The 19,622-nt window shown below is 71.2% G+C and carries 14 protein-coding genes and 1 pseudogene; 4 read left to right on the top strand and 11 right to left on the bottom strand.

What is annotated here, in order from left to right:
• Nucleotides 1-42 precede the first annotated feature (42 nt).
• From OO69_RS08870 to OO69_RS08835, 8 genes are all read right to left on the bottom strand, one after another.
• Nucleotides 43-249: a hypothetical protein gene (locus tag OO69_RS08870; protein WP_033279884.1), complete on the bottom strand. Its 207-nt coding sequence runs from the start codon at nt 247-249 to the stop codon at nt 43-45.
• A 109-nt stretch (nt 250-358) separates the two neighbouring features.
• Nucleotides 359-3,355 carry a helix-turn-helix transcriptional regulator gene (locus OO69_RS53505; protein WP_063744420.1) on the bottom strand — a complete coding sequence of 999 codons (2,997 nt, stop codon included), beginning with the start codon at nt 3,353-3,355 and terminating at the stop codon, nt 359-361.
• A 401-nt stretch (nt 3,356-3,756) separates the two neighbouring features.
• A complete protein-coding gene (locus OO69_RS08860) occupies nt 3,757-4,572 on the bottom strand; it encodes a phosphatase PAP2 family protein (protein ID WP_051800861.1) in 816 nt (271 codons plus the stop codon).
• The gene (locus tag OO69_RS08855) at nt 4,573-5,526 is read right to left on the bottom strand and encodes a YihY/virulence factor BrkB family protein (RefSeq protein ID WP_033279883.1); all 954 of its coding nucleotides are present in this window, start codon (nt 5,524-5,526) and stop codon (nt 4,573-4,575) included.
• Nucleotides 5,527-7,275, bottom strand: a complete 1,749-nt coding sequence (locus OO69_RS08850) for a diacylglycerol kinase family protein (protein ID WP_033279882.1) — start codon at nt 7,273-7,275, stop codon at nt 5,527-5,529. It lies immediately after the preceding gene.
• 126 nt (nt 7,276-7,401) lie between these two features.
• Complete coding sequence (locus tag OO69_RS08845) at nt 7,402-9,216, bottom strand: ABC transporter ATP-binding protein (protein ID WP_033279881.1); 1,815 nt, start codon at nt 9,214-9,216, stop codon at nt 7,402-7,404.
• Nucleotides 9,213-10,112 (bottom strand): ABC transporter permease, encoded by a 900-nt coding sequence (locus OO69_RS08840; RefSeq protein ID WP_033279880.1) that lies wholly within the window; start codon nt 10,110-10,112, stop codon nt 9,213-9,215. Before OO69_RS08840 ends, OO69_RS08845 begins: the two co-directional genes overlap by 4 nt.
• Complete coding sequence (locus tag OO69_RS08835; RefSeq protein WP_033279879.1) at nt 10,109-11,095, bottom strand: ABC transporter permease; 987 nt, start codon at nt 11,093-11,095, stop codon at nt 10,109-10,111. The genes OO69_RS08840 and OO69_RS08835 overlap by 4 nt, the downstream gene beginning before the upstream one ends.
• Before the next feature lie 141 nt (nt 11,096-11,236).
• Between OO69_RS08835 and OO69_RS08830 the strand changes: the two genes are divergently transcribed.
• Nucleotides 11,237-12,922 (top strand): ABC transporter family substrate-binding protein, encoded by a 1,686-nt coding sequence (locus tag OO69_RS08830; RefSeq protein ID WP_033279963.1) that lies wholly within the window; start codon nt 11,237-11,239, stop codon nt 12,920-12,922.
• A gap of 138 nt (nt 12,923-13,060) precedes the next feature.
• A pseudogene (locus OO69_RS50010) lies at nt 13,061-13,815 on the top strand (IS5 family transposase).
• A 21-nt stretch (nt 13,816-13,836) separates the two neighbouring features.
• Here OO69_RS50010 and OO69_RS08820 read toward each other — a convergent pair.
• Nucleotides 13,837-14,802: an NAD(P)-dependent alcohol dehydrogenase gene (locus OO69_RS08820; protein ID WP_033279877.1), complete on the bottom strand. Its 966-nt coding sequence runs from the start codon at nt 14,800-14,802 to the stop codon at nt 13,837-13,839.
• Between the two features lie 109 nt (nt 14,803-14,911).
• Between OO69_RS08820 and OO69_RS08815 the strand changes: the two genes are divergently transcribed.
• The gene (locus tag OO69_RS08815) at nt 14,912-15,592 is read left to right on the top strand and encodes a TetR/AcrR family transcriptional regulator (protein ID WP_033279962.1); all 681 of its coding nucleotides are present in this window, start codon (nt 14,912-14,914) and stop codon (nt 15,590-15,592) included.
• Nucleotides 15,593-15,654: 62 nt separating this feature from the next.
• Here OO69_RS08815 and OO69_RS08810 read toward each other — a convergent pair whose 3' ends face one another.
• On the bottom strand, nt 15,655-17,556 hold the full coding sequence (locus tag OO69_RS08810; RefSeq protein ID WP_051800860.1) for a family 2A encapsulin nanocompartment cargo protein cysteine desulfurase: 1,902 nt from the start codon (nt 17,554-17,556) through the stop codon (nt 15,655-15,657).
• Nucleotides 17,557-17,558: 2 nt separating this feature from the next.
• On the bottom strand, nt 17,559-18,497 hold the full coding sequence (locus OO69_RS08805) for a family 2A encapsulin nanocompartment shell protein (RefSeq protein ID WP_033279876.1): 939 nt from the start codon (nt 18,495-18,497) through the stop codon (nt 17,559-17,561).
• A gap of 186 nt (nt 18,498-18,683) precedes the next feature.
• Here OO69_RS08805 and OO69_RS08800 point away from each other — a divergent pair, with 186 nt between their 5' ends.
• Nucleotides 18,684-19,586, top strand: coding sequence for a LysR family transcriptional regulator (locus tag OO69_RS08800; RefSeq protein WP_033279960.1), 903 nt, complete (start codon nt 18,684-18,686; stop codon nt 19,584-19,586).
• Nucleotides 19,587-19,622: the final 36 nt, after the last annotated feature.

Genomic DNA, 19,622 nt, shown 5'->3' with positions numbered 1-19,622 from the left:
GGGCACCCTTTTCGTCACGTTCAGGACCCGATCGGGCCCGGATCAGAGGGGTTCGTAACCGCTGTACGTGTCGTCCGCGCAGGCGGGGTCCGCCGTCGTGTCGCCGGCGGGTACGCCCGGTGCGGCGGGCGTCGGTTCGGGGTGTCGCTCTCCGGTGGGCGGCACATCGGTGTGCTGCGCTCCGGTGGCGGAGGTGTCCGTACGGGCGCTCGGTGCGCCGGAATTCGGTTCGGTGGGTGTGCTGCTCATCCGATGGATGGACGCCCTTCCGGTCATGCCCAGGTGCAGGCCGGCTCGGGGATCGTGCGCGCACTGAGTATTGACGGTCGCCGCGTGTCCTCGCGATGGGGCGGATGACCTAAAGATCGGAGCGTGCGCCGGTGACATGGCCTTCCGACGGGGTGATTCCGGCCTGGGTCAGGCTGACCGCGAGTGCGGTGCGCGAGGTCACTCCGTATTTGCGCATCGCGGAGTTCAGCTGCGCGGCAACGGTCTTCGGGGAACGGGAGAGCGCTCGGGCGATGGCCGGGTTGGTCAGGCCGGTGAGCAGCAGCCGGACCACTTCCAGCTCGCGCGGGGACAGTTGGTCGCCGTAGCCACGCCGCCCACCGCGCCACACCTGTCGTACCGGGGCCCCGGCCGCACGCAGTGCGGCGTGCACGCGGTCGGCGTCGGTCCGGGCTCCCAGGGCCGTGAATCCGGCCTGCGCGCGGGCGAGTTCGGACAGTCCGGTATCCCTGTCCCCCGCTGTCAGCAGGCAGCCGGCCCGGCGCTCGGTCGCGAGCAATGCCTCATACGGCCGCGGCAGGCGCGTCCAGGCGGTGGCGGCCCGGCCGAACGCGGTGGCCGCCTCGGCGCTGCGGCCTTCTCCTTCCGCCAGCACTCCGAGACACGTCTCCAGGGCCGCGTGCGCTGCCGGCAGGTGCTTGCCGGCGAGACCTTCGGCCAGGTCCGCGACGAACCGCCGTGCCTGGTCGGGCCGTTCGACCGCGAGAAGCGCGCCGGTCCGTACCGGTGCGAACTCGGTGGCCCACAGCCAGATGTTCTTGCGGGCCACGACGTCGGCCGGTCCCTCCGTCAACTCCAGCGCCTCCGCGGCCGACCCCTCGGCGAGCCGGATCCGCGCCAGGGCGGCCGCGGGCTCCAGCGGCACATCCACGATGCCGCGCCGCAGCCCCGCGTCGAGCACCTGGCGCAGCCGCTCCTCGACGGTGCCCAACCCGCCGTCGGCCACCGCCACTTGGCCGGGGTTCGCGTCGCCGCCGCCGACCGCCCCGTCCAGCAGGGCTGTGACCAGCAGGGCGTCCAGCTGGAGCAGCGGCTCCTCGTCCACCTCTGCCAGGGCGGCGGCCCGCTCGGCCAGTCCGTCCCAGGCACCGGTGAACCAGTCCAGGTGCACCAGCGTCACCAGGATCATGTCGTGCAGCCGCCGGTACCGGTGTCCCTCGGCCCTGGCCAGCCCGGTCGTCAGCAGCGCTCTGGCTTGGTCGTAGCGGCCCCAACGCATGGCCCCGTTACCGATGTTGAGTCCGCTGCGCGCCAGCTGCATCATTCCTTCAGAGGTCGTCGCGGTACCAGGCAGTTCCGCGGCCACGTCCCAGCCGGCCTCGTCGCCCATGTCCAGCAGGGCAGTCGCCCGGTCCACCACAAGAGCCAGCCGCTGGTCCGCCGTCATCGGCAGCCGAGCGGCGTCGGCCGCCCGGTCCAGCCAACGACGGTGTTCCCCGGCGGTCATCAGGGTGCTCGGCGGGCTGCCGAGCGTGTTCATCGCCCAGGCGGCCTGGAACGGTTCGCCGGCCAGGTCCGGCAGTGCCCGCTCCAGTTCCGCCGCGCCGGCCGCGTACTCGCCCGCGTGCAGCAGCATGCGCCCCAGCTGGGTGCGGACGGCCGCCCGGTCGTGCGGGGCGAGCGCCTCTGTGTCCAGCACTCTGCGCAGCGCGCGGGTCAGATCGCCGCGGCCCACGAGCCCGTTGAAGGCCAGGACCGGCATCTTCTGTGCCCACCGGGCCACCGAGGCGGCGGGCGGATCGCTCTCGGTGAGCAACTCGTGCAGCAGCCCGACGGCGGTGCGATGGTCCCCGGAGGCCAGGGCGAGGTCCGCGGTCCGTTCGGCGTACTGACGCCACTGTCCGATGTCGCCCGCCTCCCGGTAGTGGTGGGCGAGCCGGGCCACCGGCTGCGGTGTCACGGCCCGCAGCGCGCGGCCCGCTTCCCGGTGCAGGGCTCGCCGGTCGGGCGCGGGCGTCATGTCGTACACCGCATGGGCGGCCAGCGCGTGCCGGAAGCGGACCCGGGCGGCACGGTCCTCGCCGAGCAGTCCACTGCGTACGGCGGCGTCCACAGCCTCGCCGACAACGTTGTTCGGGAGCCCGCTCACCGTCGCGAGGACGGCCGAGCCGACCGGTTCGGCGAGCACGGAGGCGGCCTGGAGCACGCGTTGCGCGACCGGGGTGAGACGCGAGGCACGCTCGGCGACCGCGTCCCGGATGGTGGGCGGCACGGCGATGTCGGCCAGCGTCCTGCGCACCCACTCGCCGTCGCGCCGGACCAGATCGGCCCGGTCGCGCAGCAGCCGGACGGACTCCTCGATCGCCAGCGGCACACCGTCGGTCCGCTCCTGGAGGAACGACGCGAACGCCTCGGAGACGTGCTCCCCGTCCAGCATCGACGACATCAGCTCGGCGGTCTGCGGCACGTCCAGCGCGCCGAGGCCGATCCGTACGTACCCGGTGCCGGCCGGGGGCCGGGAGGTCAGCCGCATCAGCGTGGAATCCGGCGCCACGTCCTCGGGACGGTAGGTCAGCACCAGGCTCGTCCGGCGGGACCGGCGGGAGGCGAGGAACATCAGGAAGTCCAGGGTGGCTTCGTCGGCCCAGTGGACGTCCTCCAGGACCAGGACGCCGACGCCCATGGCGTCCAGCAGTTCGGCCAGTGCGCGGAAGAGCCGGTGCCGGGCGGCGCCCGCGTCCGACAGCGTCTCGGGCGACGGCGGCAGGTCCTGCGTCCACTCGGGGAACAGCGGCCGCAGTACCCCGGCGAGGGGAGTGAGGGCCAGCTCCGCCACGTCGGGCCGGGCCTCACGGGCGGCATCGACGACCGGGCCCAGGGTGAGGGCCTCCCGGAACGGGGGGCACATGGCGGACAGCGGCCGTCGGGCGGCGATACCGGGCTCCTCCAGCGCCTCCTGGACGAGTCGGCTCTTGCCGATTCCGGCCTCGCCCTCGACGAGGACCGCGGCTGGCGGCCGGGCCAGGGCGTCCGTCAGCCGGTGCAGTTCGGCCGCTCGGCCGACGAAACGCGGAGCGCTGAGGCCGGGCAGCACGCGCGGGAGGCGCTCCTCCCCAGAGCGCTCCATCCGACCGCCTTCCCCACCCCGCCCAGGGTCTGCGCGGCCCGGGCGCCGACTGCCCGTGCGGGCCTCGACATCGCAGCATGCCACGATCGCCGTACCGACCGCGCCCAGGCAGTCCAACTTCTGCCGCTTCATACAATTCTGAGGCACTGTCATTTACTGACGGCTCGTCAAACAGGTGCTGTCGCCGTTGTGATGCTGCTGCTCATTGCGCCGAGGCAGAGTTGCGACGCGCCTGGTCGGTGACGCCCGCGTCAGTTCCGGTGCGCGGAACTCGCCCGCTGGCCAAGGGTGTTGCGCACGGCGCTCTTTCCGGAGCCGACTTGACCACGGACGATGTGCCCGATGGCCCACCCGGCGCTCCGTCGGAACAGCCCGGTCCATGGATCTCGCGGACTCGGTCGTCAGTCTCGTACGGATCCGCCGTGATGCTTCCGGACGGCGGGGCCGGGTTCGGGGTGGGCGCCGGTGAGTTCGGGCTCCAGGCCCTCGCTCAGCCCGGCAGGGTCACGGCCCGCGTCGGTGCGCCAGGCCTCGAAGGCCCAGGTCGTGAGGGCCACGACGGCGAGGCCCAGGAGCCAGCCGCCCACGACATCGCTGAACCAGTGGACGCCGAGGGCGATCCGGGTGAAGCCGACACCGAGCACGGACACCACCGCGATGGCCCAGCACAGCGGCCGCAGGGCGCGCGGCACCAGGGGCAGCAGCACCAAGAGCAGGATGGCGAACGAGGTGGTCGCGGTCATCGCGTGTCCCGAGGGGAAGGAGAATCCCGGCGCGTGCGCGACCGGGTCCTCCAGGGACGGCCGGGCCCGCTCGACCACCGTCTTGACCAGCAGCCCGATCAGGCCGCCGGCCGTGGCCGTCACGGCGGACCAGGCGGCGAGGCGCCAGGCCCGGCGGTACAGCAGCCACACGGTCAGCAGCGCGACGATCGTCCGCAGGGTGACCGGGTCCCACACCCGGTCGGACAGGAAGCGCAGGACGTCCGTCCATGCCGGATGATCGAGCGCGGTCTCGTTCAACCGCCGTGCCGTGCGCGCGTCGAGACTCCGCAGCGGCTGCCAGCGGCCCTCGACCAGGACGAGCAGCAGGCCGAACGGGACAGCGGCTACGGCGGCGACGGCGACCGAACCGAGGAGATGGACGCCGAATCTCCGGTCGGCCGCCCGGCGGCGACGGAGGTCACCGAGACGTTGGGCCGTGGCGCGGACCACCATTCAGACTCCCGGGTCGGCTGAGATCGGACCGGGCCGCAGCGCCCGCGCGGCCTCCAGCTGCGCGGCGAAGGACAGGCCCAGAAAGAGGGCGATGGACGTCAGGTAGGCCCAGAGCAGCAGGGACATGAAGGCGCTGAGCGGGCCGTAGATCGTGTCGAAGGACCCGCTGATGTCCAGGTACAGGCTCAGCACCCAGGTCAGGGCCGTCCACAGGACGAGGTAGACGGCGGCGCCGAAGGCCAGCCAGGTGTAGCCGGGCTGGCGGCGGCGGGGGGAACGGCGGAAGATCGCGCTGGCCGAGAGGAGGGCGAGGAGCAGACCGAAGGGCCAGCGCAGGATCTCGCAGGCGGTCCTGGCGTCGCCGTCCAGGTGGTACACCGTCGCCGCCGCGGCGGCCAGGTCGCCGCCGGCCACCATCACGACGAACCCGAGTCCGAGCGGGATCCCGGCGCTCAGCGACATCACGAGCCCGCGCAGGTACTTCTGGTGGAAGGGGCGGTCGCGTTCGTTGCCGTAGATCCGGTTGGCGCCGCGTTCGATCTGGCACATCGCGGTGGTGACGTTGACCAGGGAGAAGAGCAGGCCGAACCAGAGGGCGATCTCGTCACCGTCGCCCGCGCTGTGGCGGCTTCGGTCCAGTGCGTCGTCGACGACGTCGGCGCTGGGCCCCTGGGCGATCCGGTGGATGGTCAGTTCGGCGAGTCTCCCGATGTTCTCCGTGTGCAGCGCGGTGGAGAGGCCGACGAAGGCGATGGCCAGCGGGATGACCGCCAGCACCGTCTGCAGGGCGAGCGCGCGGGAGTGGCTGAAGCCGTCGGCGTAGCGGAACCGGACGAAGGAGTCGCGCAGCAGCGGCCAGCGGCCGTAGCGGCGCAGCGACGTCAGGGCCTCGTCGGCCGAGAGGTCCTCGCCGGTCATGTCGCGGGTCTCGGGGACCTTGGTGGCGGTGCCCATTCACTTCTCCCGGGTGGGCAGCAGCACGGTCAGCGCGCCGGGGCTGACTTCGGCGGTGAGCCGCCGGCCGTGGGACACCGGGTCGCCGTCGAGTTCGCGCGACTGCGGTACGGCGAAGGTGAGTTCGGCCCGTCGGAAGGTGCGGAACTCCACCGGTACGCCCTTCGTGCCGGTGCCCTCGGGGACGAGCGTCTCCACGGTCGTGGGCCGCGCGTTCCGCCCGCGGCCGCGCATCAGGATGCCCAGGGCGCGCAGCCAGCCGCCGGGGCCGCGCGGGTCCAGGATCAGCAGGTCGAGCACCCCGTCGTCGGGCCGGGCCGCCGGGAGGAGCGTCAGACCGCCTTGTACGGTGCCGACGTTGGCGAGGAGGACCATGCGGGCCGTGCGGTGCAGGAGGGGCTCGTCGTCGAGCCGGACCGTCAGCCGCATCCGGGGTGTGCGCAGGGTGCCGACGGTGGCGAGGACGTAGGCGAGCCAGCCGACGGCGGACTTGGCGCGGTCGTCGGTGTGTTCCAGCATCGCGGCGTCGAGTCCGGCCCCGGACATCGCGGTGAAGTGGGTGGGTGCGAGGCCGTCTCCCTCGATGCGTCCGAGGTCGATGCGGTGCGGGGTGCCGGACAGGGCGGTGTCGAGCGCGGTCGTGGGGGTGAGCGGCAGGCCGAGGTTGCGGGCCAGCAGGTTGCCGGTGCCGCAGGGCACCACGACGAGCGGTACGCCACTGCCGGCCAGGGCGTCGGCGGCCGCGCGGACGGTTCCGTCGCCGCCGCAGACCACGACCAGTTCCGCTCCGTCACGGACCGCTCCGGACGCCTGGCCGGTGCCGGGGTCGTCGGCCGTGGTCTCGATGAACTCCGGTGCGCGGTGGCCGTGTTGTTCCAGGATCCGCCGCAGTTTCTCGCGGGCCGCCGCGTCGGTCACCGTGGGGTTGAAGATCACGGCGGTGCTGCCGGGCTCGCGTTCCTCGGCCCGCGCGGTCGTGTCGGCGGGCCCGGTCCGCTGCGCGGGAACGGCGGCCACGGACGCGTCGGTGAACAGGGCGCGGCCGACGATCAGCAGGGACAGGGCGCCGTTGGCCATGCCGCCGATCACGTCCGTGGGGTGGTGCATGCCCCGGTAGAGGCGGGAGACACCGACGACCAGCGGCAGGAGGAACAGCAGCCCGGCCAGCGGCCACCGCCAGGGCCTGCGCACCCGGGACAGCACGAGCACCGCGAGTCCGGCATACAGCGCGGTGGCCGCGCCGGTGTGGCCGGAGGTGTAACTGGACGTCGGCGGGGAGGCGTCGAGGCGGTGCACCTGCGGGCGGTTCCGGTCCACCGACAGGGTGACGGCCAGGAACACGAGTGCCTGGAGCGAGACGGCGACGGCGAGGAAGACCGCCTGACGCCACATCGGCAGCCGGGGCAGGAGCAACATCGCCACGCAGCTCAGCAGGGTGATGGCGATCACCGTGAGGGTGTTGCCCGCCTCCGAGCCGACGTACGACAGCGTGGTCAGCGTGCTGGTACGGATCCGCTCGAACCCCTCGTCGACGTGGTCCTCCACCGTCAACGGCCACACGTTCTTGGCCGGGCCCGTGATCAGGAGTCCGAAGCCCACCATCAGGGCGGCCTGGCAGACGGTCAGTACGCCGATGCGTGCCGCGGTGGTGCCGGTACCGCGGGGCAGAACCGGCGCGCGGCCCGGCCGGACCGCCTCGGGTTCGTCCCCGCTCGCTCCTGCTGTTCTTCCCGGCACGGCGGTCGACATCGGGGCTCCCACGGGTCGGCGCCTCGCGGCGGTCCACGGCCGGGTGCCGTTCGCACCCGATCCATCGCCGTCTGCCCCCGAAGCCGGGGCGCAGACACCTCCTCACGTGGGAATCCGCGACTCGCCCTAGGAAGAGGAAGGCAGGACAACCTCCCGTACGCGCGCGAAGTGGCAGGCCGCCCCGTCCCCGTCGAGCACCGGCACCTCCTGGTCACAGCGTTTCCGCTCCCCCTCCGCCAGCTGCGGGTGGAGCGGGCAGCGCGCCCGGAACCGGCAGCCGTCGTAGCGTCGCGTCGGGCTGGGCGGGTCACCGGCGAGCAGGATGCGCGACCGCTGCCGTGCCCGCTCGCGTACCGGATCCGGCAGGGGTACGGCGGAGAGGAGAGCCTGGGTGTAGGGATGCCGGGGTCGCTCGAAGACCTCGTCGACCGGGCCGGCCTCGACCGTGCGGCCGAGGTAGACCACGCTCACGCGGTCGGCGATGTTCCGTACGACGGACAGGTCGTGGGAGACGAAGAGATAGGCGAGGCCCAGCTCTTCCTTGAGGCGTCGCAGCAGTTCGAGCACGCCGGCCTGGACGGAGACGTCGAGGGCGGAGACCGGTTCGTCGAGGACGAGCAGTTCGGGTTCGACGGACAGCGCGCGGGCGATGCCGATGCGCTGCCGCTGGCCGCCGGAGAACTCGTGCGGGTAGCGCTCCGCGTGGGCCGGGTCCAGGCCGACCTGGGTGAGGAGTTCGGGCACCCGGCGGCCGATGGTCGCCCGGTCCGCGCCCTGGGTGCGCAGCGGCTCGGCGACGATGTCCGCCACGGGCATCCGGGGGTCGAGGGAGGCCATCGGGTCCTGGAAGACGATCTGGACGCGGCGGCGCAGGGCCTTCGCCTCCGCCTTGCCGAGCCCGGCGAGGTCCCTGCCGAACAGCTCGACCGATCCGCCTTCCGGGCGGGCCAGTTCGAGCAGTTCGAAGAGCGTCGTCGACTTCCCCGACCCCGACTCGCCGACGAGGGCGAGCGTCTCGCCGCGCCGGATGTCGAGGTCGACGCCGTCGACGGCGTACACGGAGCCGATCCTGCGCTTGAAGGCGGTTCCTTTGAGGAGGGGGAAGGTCCTGGTGAGTCCGCGGACCTTCAACACCGTTTCGCCGGTGGGCGGTTGAGGTGCGCGCGGGGTGTCCATCCGGGGCACGGCGGCCAACAGCCGCTTCGTGTACGGCTCCTGGGGCCGCTCGAAGACGTCGACGGCCGTGCCGGACTCGACGACCCGTCCCTCGTGCATCACGGCCACGCGGTCGGCCGTCCCGGCGATGACGCCGAGGTCGTGGCTGACCAGGAGTACCGCGGCCCCGGTCTCGCGCCGGGCGGTGTGCAGGACGTCGAGCACCTGGGCCTGGATGGTGACGTCGAGGGCGGTGGTCGGTTCGTCGGCGAGGATGATGTCGGGGTCGTTGGCCATCGCCATGGCGATCATCGCGCGCTGGCGCATGCCGCCGGAGAACTCGTGCGGGAACGCCCGTGCGCGCAGGGCGGGTTCGGGGATCCCGACGACGTCGAGCAGTTCGACCGCTCGTTCCAGGGCCTGTTCGCGGGAGACCTCCTGGTGGGCGCGGACCGCTTCGGCGATCTGGTCGCCGATCCGGTAGACGGGCGTGAACGCGGACAACGGGTCCTGGAAGACCATGGAGACGCGGCTGCCACGGACCTTGGTGAGCTGCCGCTCCGAGGCGCCGACGAGCTCCTGGCCGTCGAGCCGCACGGATCCGCGGACCGTCGCGTTGCCCGGGAGCAGGCCGAGTACGGCGAGCGCGGTGGCGGACTTGCCGGAGCCCGACTCGCCGACGAGGCCGAGGACTTCACCGCGTTCGAGGGTGAGACCGACTCCGCGTACGGCGGGACACCCGTCGAAGTCGACGTCCAGATCGGTCACTTGGAGTATCGGGCTCATCGGGAGGCGCCTTTCGAGGTGGGGTCCAGCGCGTCCCGCAGCCCGTCGCCCACCAGGTTCACCGCCAGGACGAAGACGACCAGGAGTCCGGCCGCGAAGAAGAACATCCAGGGGTAGGTGACCGCGGCGCTCGTCCCGTCGGCGATCAGCGTGCCGAGCGATACGTCGGGCGGCTGGACGCCGAAGCCGAAGTACGACAGCGCGGTCTCGCTCATCACCGCGCCGCCGACCTGGATGGTCGCGTCGATGATGAGGAAGGAGGCCACGTTGGGCAGCACGTGGCGCCAGATGATCCGGAACGGGCCGACGCCCATGTACCGCGCGGCGCGCACGAATTCGCGCTCTTTGAGGGAGAGCGTCATGGACCGCACGACCCGGGCGGTGATCATCCAGGCGAAGAGTCCGAGCAGTCCGACCAGGGCGAACCAGCCGCTGGGGTTCAGCCGGGGCGAGACGATCGCGATGATCAGGAAGGAGGGGAAGACCAGCAGCAGGTCCACGAAGAACATGAGCAGCCGGTCGGTCCAGCCGCCGAAGTACCCGGCGCAGGCTCCGACGAGCGAGGCGAGCCCGGTGGCCAGCACGGCGACGAGCAGTCCGATGACGAGGGACTTCTGCAGGCCGCGCACGGTCTGCGCGAACACGTCCTGGCCGATGCGGTTGGTGCCCCACCAGTGGTCGGCGCTGGGTGCGGCCCGCAGCGCGGTGTAGTCGATGTGGCTGTAGGACCAGGGGGTGGCGTACGGCCCGATAAAGGCCAGCAGGAACAGCAGTACCAGGACGACGGCTCCGGCGAGGGCGGTGCGGTTGCGCAGGAAGCGGCGCAGCACGACGGTGGCACGGCCGGCGGGCGGGGCGGCGACGGGTGCCTCTTCGGCGATGAGGGCCGTGGTCATGACGCCTGCCGGATGCGCGGGTCGAGCGCGGCGTGCAGGACGTCGGCGAGGAAGCCGGAGAGCAGCACGGTGACGGCGGCGAACAGGTTCACGGCGACCACCGAGTTCACGTCGTTCTTGCCGATCGACGCGACGAACCACTCCCCCATGCCGTGCCAGCCGAAGATCGTCTCCGTGAAGATGGCGCCGGTGAACAGCGCGAGGAAGCCGTACGAGAAGTAGGTCGACATGGGGATGAGGGCCGTACGCAGTCCGTGCTTGAGGAAGACCGTGCGGCGGGCGAGGCCCTTGGCGCGCGCGGTGCGCAGATAGTCCGAGCCGAGGACGTCGAGCATCGTGTTGCGCTGGTAGCGGCTGTAGCTCGCGACGGCGAAGAGGGCGACGGAGAGGGTGGGCAGAAGGAGGTGCACGCTCCGGTCCTCGATGACGGTCCAGAGGCCGCCGGTCACGCCGGGGCTCTTCTCTCCGGTGAACTGGATCAGGTCCGTGCCGGTGGTCTGGTTGAACCAGATCGCGCCGGTCTTGAGGAGAATCGCCAGCAGGAACACGGGGGTTGAGAGCAGCGCGAAGGAGGCGAGGGTGACGGCCCGGTCGCTGAACCGGTACTGCCGTACCGCCGTCCACGCCCCGACCAGTACTCCTACGACGGTCCCGAACACGGTCCCGGCGAGCAGCAGCCGCAGGCTGACGCCGAGTCGGCGGCCGAACTCGGCGTCGACGGAGGTGCCGTCGATGGTCTCGCCGAGGTCGCCGCGCACCGCGTGTCCGAGCCAGCGCAGGAAGCGGTTCAGCAGCGGGGTGCGGTCGTTGACGCCGATCTCGTCGAGATGGTGGTTCACCGAGGCCACGGGGATGGGGGGCTGCCGGCCGGCGTAGTACTCGCGCGGGTGGAGCGCGAGGGAGGCCAGCAGGTAGGAGAGGCAGACGGCGGCCAGGAGCAGCAGGGCGTAGTAGCCGAGTCGCTTGGCCAGGTAGGCGGGCACAGAAGAAATGGTCCAGGCGTCTTGTTGCCACATCATGAAGAGAACATGTCAGGTGTCCAGGAGGTCTCCCCCGGGGGTCGTAGGCCGTTCTACGTTCGGTGCGTCCACCCGATGACCACCGGCCTCACGAAGGACACCGACATGCGCCAACTCCCCGCCACGGCCTGGGTCGCCGCCACCGCGGCCACCGCGTTGCTGGTGACCGGCTGCGGCTCCTCCGACGACGGCAAACCCGTCGCACAGAGAAGCGCGGCCCCGGCCGGCAGCCAGGCCGTCAACGCCCGACCGCTGAGCGACATCCAGCAGGGCGGCACCCTCAAGCTGGCGATCTCGCAGTGGATCGCGGACTACAACCGCTACACCGCCAACGGCAACCAGGGCGACGCGACGGACATCAACGAACTCGTGGAGCCCCGGCTGTTCTGGGCCGACGCCCAGGGCGAGTCCCACCCCGACACGGACTTCCTGCTCTCCGCCTCGGTGACCTCGGCCAGCCCGCAGACGGTCGTCTACAAGCTGAACCCCAAGGCGAAGTGGTCCGACGGAAAGCCCGTCGGCTGGCGGGACTTCGAGGCCCTCTGGAAGGCGAACAACGGCACCGACAAGGCCTACGAGGCCGCCGACACCTCCGGCTATGAACAGATCAGCCAGGTCGAACAGGGCGCCGACGCCCACCAGGTCAAGGTCACCTTCTCGACGCCGTACGCCGACTGGAAGCACCTGTTCAACCCGCTGCTGCCGGCATCCGGGATCGACACCCCGGACAAGTTCAACAAGGGCTGGACGCAACGGATCCCGATCACCGCGAACGCCTTCAAGATCTCCTCGTACGACAAGACGGCCCAGACCGTCACGGCGGTCCCGGACCCCAACTGGTGGGGAACGAAGCCCAAGTTGGACTCGATCGTCTTCCGCGCCCTGGACTACTCCGCCTGGACGGACGCCTACCTCAACAAGGAGATCGACTACGCGAGCGCGCTCCTGCCCGAGGACTACAAGCGGCTGTACAAGGCGGCCGGCACCGACATCCGCGTCGGCGCCCGCTGGGACGAGGTGCACATCGAGTTCAACGGCGCACGCGGCCCGCTCAAGGACGTCCGCGTCCGCCAGGCCCTCCAGCACGCCATCGACCGCACGTCCATCGCCGCCGCCTTCGGCAAGGACCTCCCTGTCCAACTGAAGCCGTACGGCAGCCACTTCTTCATGCCCAACCAGGCCGGCTACCAGGACAACTCCGGTACGTACGGCACCTACGACCTGAAGAAGGCGGGCGAGCTGCTGGACGCGGCGGGCTGGAAGCTCCAGGGCGGAAAGCGGGTCAAGGCCGGCAAGCAGCTCACGCTCGGCTACACGCTCAGCGCGGGCTCCACCTCCGCGCAGGTGGACCAGTCCGAGCTGGTGCAGGCGCAGTTGGCGCAGGCCGGGATCAAGCTGAACATCGTGAAGGTGCCGTCGAACGACTACTTCTCCAAGTACGTCACGATCGGCAACTTCGATCTGACGAGCTTCCGTTGGGTCGACCAGATCTTCCGCTCCCAGGCGTACCCGATCTACCGCGAGCCGTCCGGCGGGAACCTCTACCAGAACTACGGTTCGGTCGGCTCCCCCGAGATCGACGCCCTGCTCAAGAAGGCCACCGAGACAACGGACACCACCGAGGCGAACAAGCTCTACAACGAGGCCGACGCCAAGATCTGGGCACTGGGCCACTCCATCCCGGTCTACCAGCGACCCCAGGTCCTCGCGGTCCGCTCGACCCTCGCCAACTACGGCGCGAGCGGCCTCGCCGACGTCGACTACACGAAGGTCGGCTGGCTCAAGAAGTGAGCAAAGGGAGGGCGGGCAGGCCGACTTGATGCCGGTACGGCGGAGACCTCGGGCAGGTCTCCGCCGTAGCGGTCGGGGTGGCACGTCCGGCCAGGGCCTGTTGCGAAAGTGGATCTTGGTCGTGGATGATCACGCCCTGTGGGGCGTGGTGATCTGGCGAATGGACAGTGGGCCCGGCTTGAGTCGTTGTTGCCGCAGGGCATCAAGATGGGCCGTCCGCCGGTGTGGACGCGACGGCACCTGGGCCAGGTTCGTCACTCAGTTCCAAGCTCAGGCGGACGCGAAGGGCCTGATCACCTGGGACGTGAATATCGACTCCACCGTCTGCCGGGCCCACCAGCACGCCGCCGAGCCTCGAAAAAGGGGATCTGCAGAAGGAACCGCCCGGCGGCATTGCCGCTGAGCCGGCCGACCATGGTCCCGGACGTTCCCGAGGCGGCCTGACCACCAAGATCCACCTTGGCGTCGAGCAGGGGCAGAAGCCGCTGAGCGTCGTGATCACAGCCGGTCAGCGGGGTGACTCGCCGCAATTCGAGCCGGTCCTGGAAGCCATCCCGGTACCTCGCCTTGATCCGGGCAGGCCCCGCAGGCAGCCGGACCGGGTGCGGGCCGACAGGGCGTACGACTCCCGCCGCAACCGGGCCTACCTGCGCGGACGCGGAATCAAGGCAACCATCCCGGTCCCCGCCGACCGCGTCCGCAACCGCCGGAAGCTCGGTGCCCGAGGCGGTCGGCCGCCGAAGTTCGACAAAACCGACTACCGCGAGCGGCATACCGTCGAGTGCGGGATCAACCGCCTCAAGCGCCACCGGGCCGTGGCCACGAGATACGACCAGCTCGCCGTCCGCCACGAGGCGACCGTGCTGGTCGCAGTCCTCAACAAGTGGCTGTGACCTGCGCCTTCCCAGCAAACCCTAGTCGACCCTGACCACGTACTTGCCCCGCACCCCGCCCGCCTCCAGCGCCCGGTGTGCGGCCGCTGTCTCTTCCAGCGGGAAGACCGTGTCCACCGCCGGCCGCAGCTTCCCCTCCGTCACCTGGCGGGCGAGGTCGTCGAAGAGCGCACGTTCGGGGTTGCCGCTGAAGAAGCGCACCCGGCCGCGTCCGTGGACGGCGCTGGCCGCGATGTAGCCCAGCGAGGCGGCGGGCCGCGTCAGGTCGAAGGCGATGGTGACCATGCGTCCGCCCGGCTTCAGCATCCGCCGTACGGTACGCAGGTCGGTGCCCGCCGTGTCGAGGACCACGTCGAACAGTCCCAGTTCCGCAGGGGACACGGTCCGGTGGTCGACGGCGTGGTGGGCACCGAGCGTACGGACGAAGTCGAGGTTGGCAGCGCGGGCCAGGGCCGTGACCTCGGCACCGTACGCCTGTCCCAGCTGGACGGCGGCGTTGCCGACGCCGCCCGCCGCGCCCCGTACCAGCAGCCGTTCGCCGGGGCGCAGTGCGGCCTTGTCGCGGAGGGCCGTGACGGCCGTGGTGGCCACCGGCAGCGCGGCGGCGGCCACGAGGTCCAGTCCGTCCGGGACCCGGCCGAGCCGCTCGGGCCGTACCGTCACGTACTCGGCGGCGCTGCCGAATCCGGAGGTGCGGCCCAGGATGCCCCACACCTGGTCGCCGACCGCTACGCCGGTCGCGCCGGTGCCGAGTGCGGCGATCTCGCCGGTGAAGTCGAGCCCGATGCGCTGCGGGAACTTCCGGCCGGTGAGGAGGCGGGCCCGACCGGAACGGGCCGCCAGTTCGCCGCCGTTCACGCTGAACGCGCGTACGCGCACGAGGACTTCGCCGGGTGCCGGTCCGGGGCGTGGCACCCGGCCCACGTACAGCACTTCGGGGCCGCCGAAGCGGTCGAACAGTACGGCTTTCATCGTTCGGTCGTCCATCGTTGCGTTCTCACCTTCGCCACCAGTGGCCGTGCGGGGGGATCGTGGCGCCGAGCGTAGGCTGGTAAACGGACGAGATCGTCCACTTGGCCGGAGGTGAGAGACAGTGGTGGGGGATTCCTCTCGGATCGCGGGGCAGGACAGTCTGCGGGCGGACGCCCGGCGCAACCAGCGGCGCATCCTCGAGGCTGCCCGTGTGGTCTTCGCCGAGCACGGCATCGACGCGCCCATGGCGACCGTGGCCCGACGGGCGGGGGTCGGCGTGGCGACGCTGTACCGGCGTTTCCCGACGCGGGACGCCCTGGTGCGGGCCGCGTTCGCGCACCAGATGGACACCTGTGCCCGGGCGCTCACCGAGGCGCTGGCCGACCCCGATCCGTGGCAGGGCTTCCAGCGACTGGTCGAGACGGTCTGCGAACTGCAACGGGAGGAACGGGGCTTCCCGGCCGCGTTCGTCGCGGCCTTTCCGGACAGCACGCGAGAACACGCGCGGGTACGGGAACAGGCCGAGCAGGACTTCATGACCCTGGTCCGCAGGGCTCAGGCGGCGGGCGTGCTGCGGGCCGACTTCCACCCCTCCGACTTCGCCGTGGCCTTGTTGTCCCACTGCGGTCTGGTCACCGCATTGCCGGATGACCGTGCGGCGTCCCGGCGTCTGGTGGCGTACTTGCTCCAGTCGTTCCGCGCCGAGGCGGCCCACGGAGCGCTGCCGGCGCCGAGCGCACTGTCGCTGCGCAGTCTTCCGCTCGCGGCCCACGGCTCCAAGAGACAGCAGTCCTCCGGAGCCTGATACGAAGCGGCGCCTGCCGCGTGGCCGCCCTTCGGGCGACCACGCCACTTTCGCAACAGGCCCTAACGGCGGTCCGCGAGCCGGTGGACCGCCGTGATCAGCGTGTCCACCTCGGCGTGCGTGTTGTAGAAGGCGAACGACGGCCGGACGGTGGCCTCCAGCCCGTACCGACGCAGGATCGGCTGCGCGCAGTGGTGGCCCGAACGGACCGCGATGCCTTCCTCGTTGAGCGCGGTGCCGACCTCGGCCGGCTCGTACCCGTCCAGGACGAACGACACGATGCTCGCCTTGTTCGGGGCCGTGCCGACCAGCCGCAGCCCGGGCACACCGCGCAGGCCTTCGGTAGCGTGCTCGACGAGGGTGTGCTCGTAGGCCGCGATGTTCGGCAGGCCGACGCGCTCCACGTAGTCGATGGCGGCGGCCAGCCCCACCGCGTCGGCGATGTTGCCGGTACCGGCCTCGAAACGACCCGGCGGGGGCTGGAAGCTGGACTTCTCGAAGGTCACGTCGGTGATCATGTTGCCGCCGCCCTCCCACGGAGGCATGTCATCGAGGACCTCGCGCTTGGCGTAGAGCACCCCGATCCCGGTCGGCCCGAACAGCTTGTGCCCAGAGAAGACGAGGAAGTCGGCGTCCAGTGCCCTGACGTCGATCGGCAGGTGCGGGACCGACTGCGCCGCGTCGACCAGCACACGCGCCCCGGCCCGGTGACCGATCGCGATGACCTGCTCGACGGGCACGATCGTGCCGAGCGCGTTCGACATCTGGGTGACCGCGACCAGCTTGGTCCGCTCCGACAGCAGCGCGGCGTACTCGTCGAGCAGCAACTGGCCGCTGTCGTCGACCGGGATCACCTTGATCACGGCACCGGTCTGCTCCGCCAGCATCTGCCAGGGCACGATGTTGGCGTGGTGCTCCAGGTGGGAGAGCACGATCTCGTCGCCCGCGCGGATGTGCGCGGGACCCCATGCCTTGGCAACCAGGTTGATCGCCTCGGTGGTGCCCCGGACGAACACGATCTCCTCGGCGGAACCGGCCCCGACGAACCGGGCGACGGTCTTCCTGGCGCCCTCGTAGGCGTCCGTGGCCCGAGCGGCCAACTCGTGCGCCGCGCGGTGGATGTTGGAGTTCTCCCGCGAGTAGAACTCGACCAGCCGGTCGATCACGGCCTGCGGCTTCTGCGTGGTCGCCGCGTTGTCCAGCCAGATCAGCGGACGCCCGTTGACCAGTTCGGACAGGATCGGGAAGTCCCGGCGGACCGCTTGCACGTCGAAGGCCGGGTGGTGGTCGAGCCGCAGTCCCGACGGCGCCCCGGACACATCGGGTTCCTCGACGAAGTAGTACGGCGCGGTCGTCGCGGTCGGAGACATCACCTCGGGAAGCGGCGGCAGCCCGAGGTGCCCGAAGCCGGGAAGCTCCGGCGCGTGGGCGGGGTACCCGGCTGCCTCGGTGAGGAAGTAGTACGGCCCGGGGTCCGGGAGTCGGGCCGGTGCGGCCGGCGACGGGGCGGGCGGCGGCCCCGGAGGAACCGGCGGGGCCGCTGGCTCCGGAGTGGGTCCGGCGGAGCCGGGCGCACCCACCGCATAGGGGCTCGCCATGAACGTGGCCGGGGCGCTGGTCGGTGGCGGCCCGGACGGCGGGCTCATTCCGGCGGTCGGCGCCGGGGGTGGCGGGTCCATGGACGGGAGGCCGGTCGGCACGGGAGGGGCCGGGTTCGCGGCGGGCGTGGCTGTCGGCACCGGCGGAGAGGGGGCTACGGCCGTCGGGACCGGGGCGGACGGGTCCGCGACCGGCAGACCCGTCGGCGTCGGCCATTCCGACGTGCCGTCGGGGACCGGGGCCTCCGGGTCCGCCGGTTGCCCGGGGAGCGCTCGGAAGAACTCCCCGGCCATCCGGCTCAGCGTCTCCTCGTCCGGCAGCCACGCCGGGGCGGCTTCGTTACCGGTGGGTGAGGGCGTGGTCATGGTTACCGGTAACTCGGGCTGTAGTCATGGAACTTGTCGACCTCGACGTCGTCGAGCACGGCCAGCGCGTCCTCGGTGAGTACCGCGAGCGAGCAGTACAGGGAGATCAGGTAGGAGGCGATGGCGCTGCGGTCGATCTGCATGAAGCGCACCGACAGGCCCATCCCCTGCTCGCCCGAGAGCCCGGGCTGGAACAGTCCGACCACGCCCTGGCGCGACTCGCCGGTGCGCAGCAGGATGAACTTCGTCCTCCCGTTCTCCAGCGGGACCTTGTCCGACGGGATGATCGGCAGCCCGCGCCAGGTCAGGAACTGCGAGCCGAACATGCTCACCGTGGCCGGCGGTACACCGCGCCGGGTGCACTCCCTGCCGAACGCGGCGATCCCCTCGGGGTGGGTGAGGAAGAAGGCCGGCTGCTTCCACACCTTCGTGATGAGGGCGTCCAGGTCGTCCGGCGTCGGCGGGCCCGCCATCGTGGAGATCCGCTGCGTCTCCGCCGCGCTGGCCAGCATCCCGTACTCCGGGCTGTTGATCAGCTCGCCCTCCTGATGCTCCTTCACCGCCTCGATGGTCAGCCGCAGTTGCTGTGCGGTCTGGTTGTGCGGGCTGGAGTAGAGGTCGGAGATCCGGGTGTGGAGGTCCAGGACCGTCTGGACCGCCTTGAGCCGGTACTCGCGGGGCTCCCGCGCGTAGTCGACGAAGGTGTCCGGCAGCGGCGACTCGTCGTAGTTGTCGCACTCGATGCGCACCGACTCGGGATGAACGACCTTGTTCACCCGGTAGATGCCGGCCTCGACCGGGACCCAGGACATCAGATGCACCAGCCAGCGAGGCGTGATGGAGCTCATCTGGGGAACGGTCTTGGTGGCGTTCGCGAGGGTTCGCGCCGCGCTGTCGCTCACCGACATCGATCGCGACGGTGGATTCACAGCCGTGGTCATGCGGCATCTCCTTTCCGCGCCCGGAGGCCGGGCACGCGTGACGGGGTGGGATCACCGGCGGTCACCGACGGAAAGGTGTGCGGCCGGGATCTCTCGCACCCACTATCGATTCACCGTCGCAGTACGTCCGGTAATGGTCCAATGCGTGTTTTCGAGGCCGTCATCGACGCCGTCTATGATTCGCAAATGATCGACTTGAGTCGGTTGCGTGTATTGGTCGCCGTCGCCCGCGAGGGTTCGATCACGGCGGCCGCCGAGGCACTGCACTACGCGCAGCCGTCGGTGAGCCATCAACTCGCCAAGCTCGAGGCCGAGGTCGGCATGCCGCTGTTGCAGCGGATGGGGCGCGGTATCCGGCTCACCGAGGCCGGCCGGCTGCTGGTGGACCGCGCCGAGTCGATCCTCGCGCAGGTCGAGTCGGTGCACGCCGAACTGGACGAGCTGGCCGGGCTGCGTACCGGCCGGGTCCGACTGGCCGCCTTTCCCTCGGCGTTGGCCACCCTGGTGCCGCTCGCCGCCGCCCGCGTCCTGGACCGGTATCCCGGCATCGAGCTGACCCTGCGGGAGGCCGAACCGCCGGACGCGCTCAACGCCCTGCGCGACAACGACGTCGACGTGGCGCTGGTCTTCGAGCACGGCGACCCGCCCCGGCGCGATCGCCGCGACACCACCATGACGCCGCTGCTCGACGAGCCGTTGTACGTGGTCACCCCGGCCGACCGCTCCTGGGACGGTCCCCCGGCCGAGCTGGCCACCTACGCCGACACCCGCTGGATCGCCGGGTGCGAGCGCTGCCGTGAGCATCTCGTCGCGGCCTGCGGACGGGCCGGGTTCGAGCCTGTCGTGGAGTTCGAGACCGACGACTACGTGGCTGTGCAGGCGCTCGTCGCGGCCGGGCTCGGCGTGAGCCTGCTGCCCGGACTCACCCTCCTCGCCAACAGACACCCGGGTGTCAGACTCCACCGCATCGACGGCATGCGCCGACAGGTCGTGGCCGCCGTCCACGGCAAACCGCCCGCGTCCCAGCCCGCCCAAGTGCTCCTCGACGCCCTCGCCGCGACCCTCTCCGAACCGGAGTGGCCGTCCTGATCACACACGCGGCTGCCGACGGTCAGGGTCCGGGTG

Origin of the sequence: Streptomyces sp. NRRL F-525, from assembly GCF_000716605.1 — a bacterium.
GTDB lineage: Bacteria > Actinomycetota > Actinomycetes > Streptomycetales > Streptomycetaceae > Streptomyces.
Note: the sequence above shows the minus strand (reverse complement) of the source record. Positions and strands in the feature narration are given on the sequence as shown.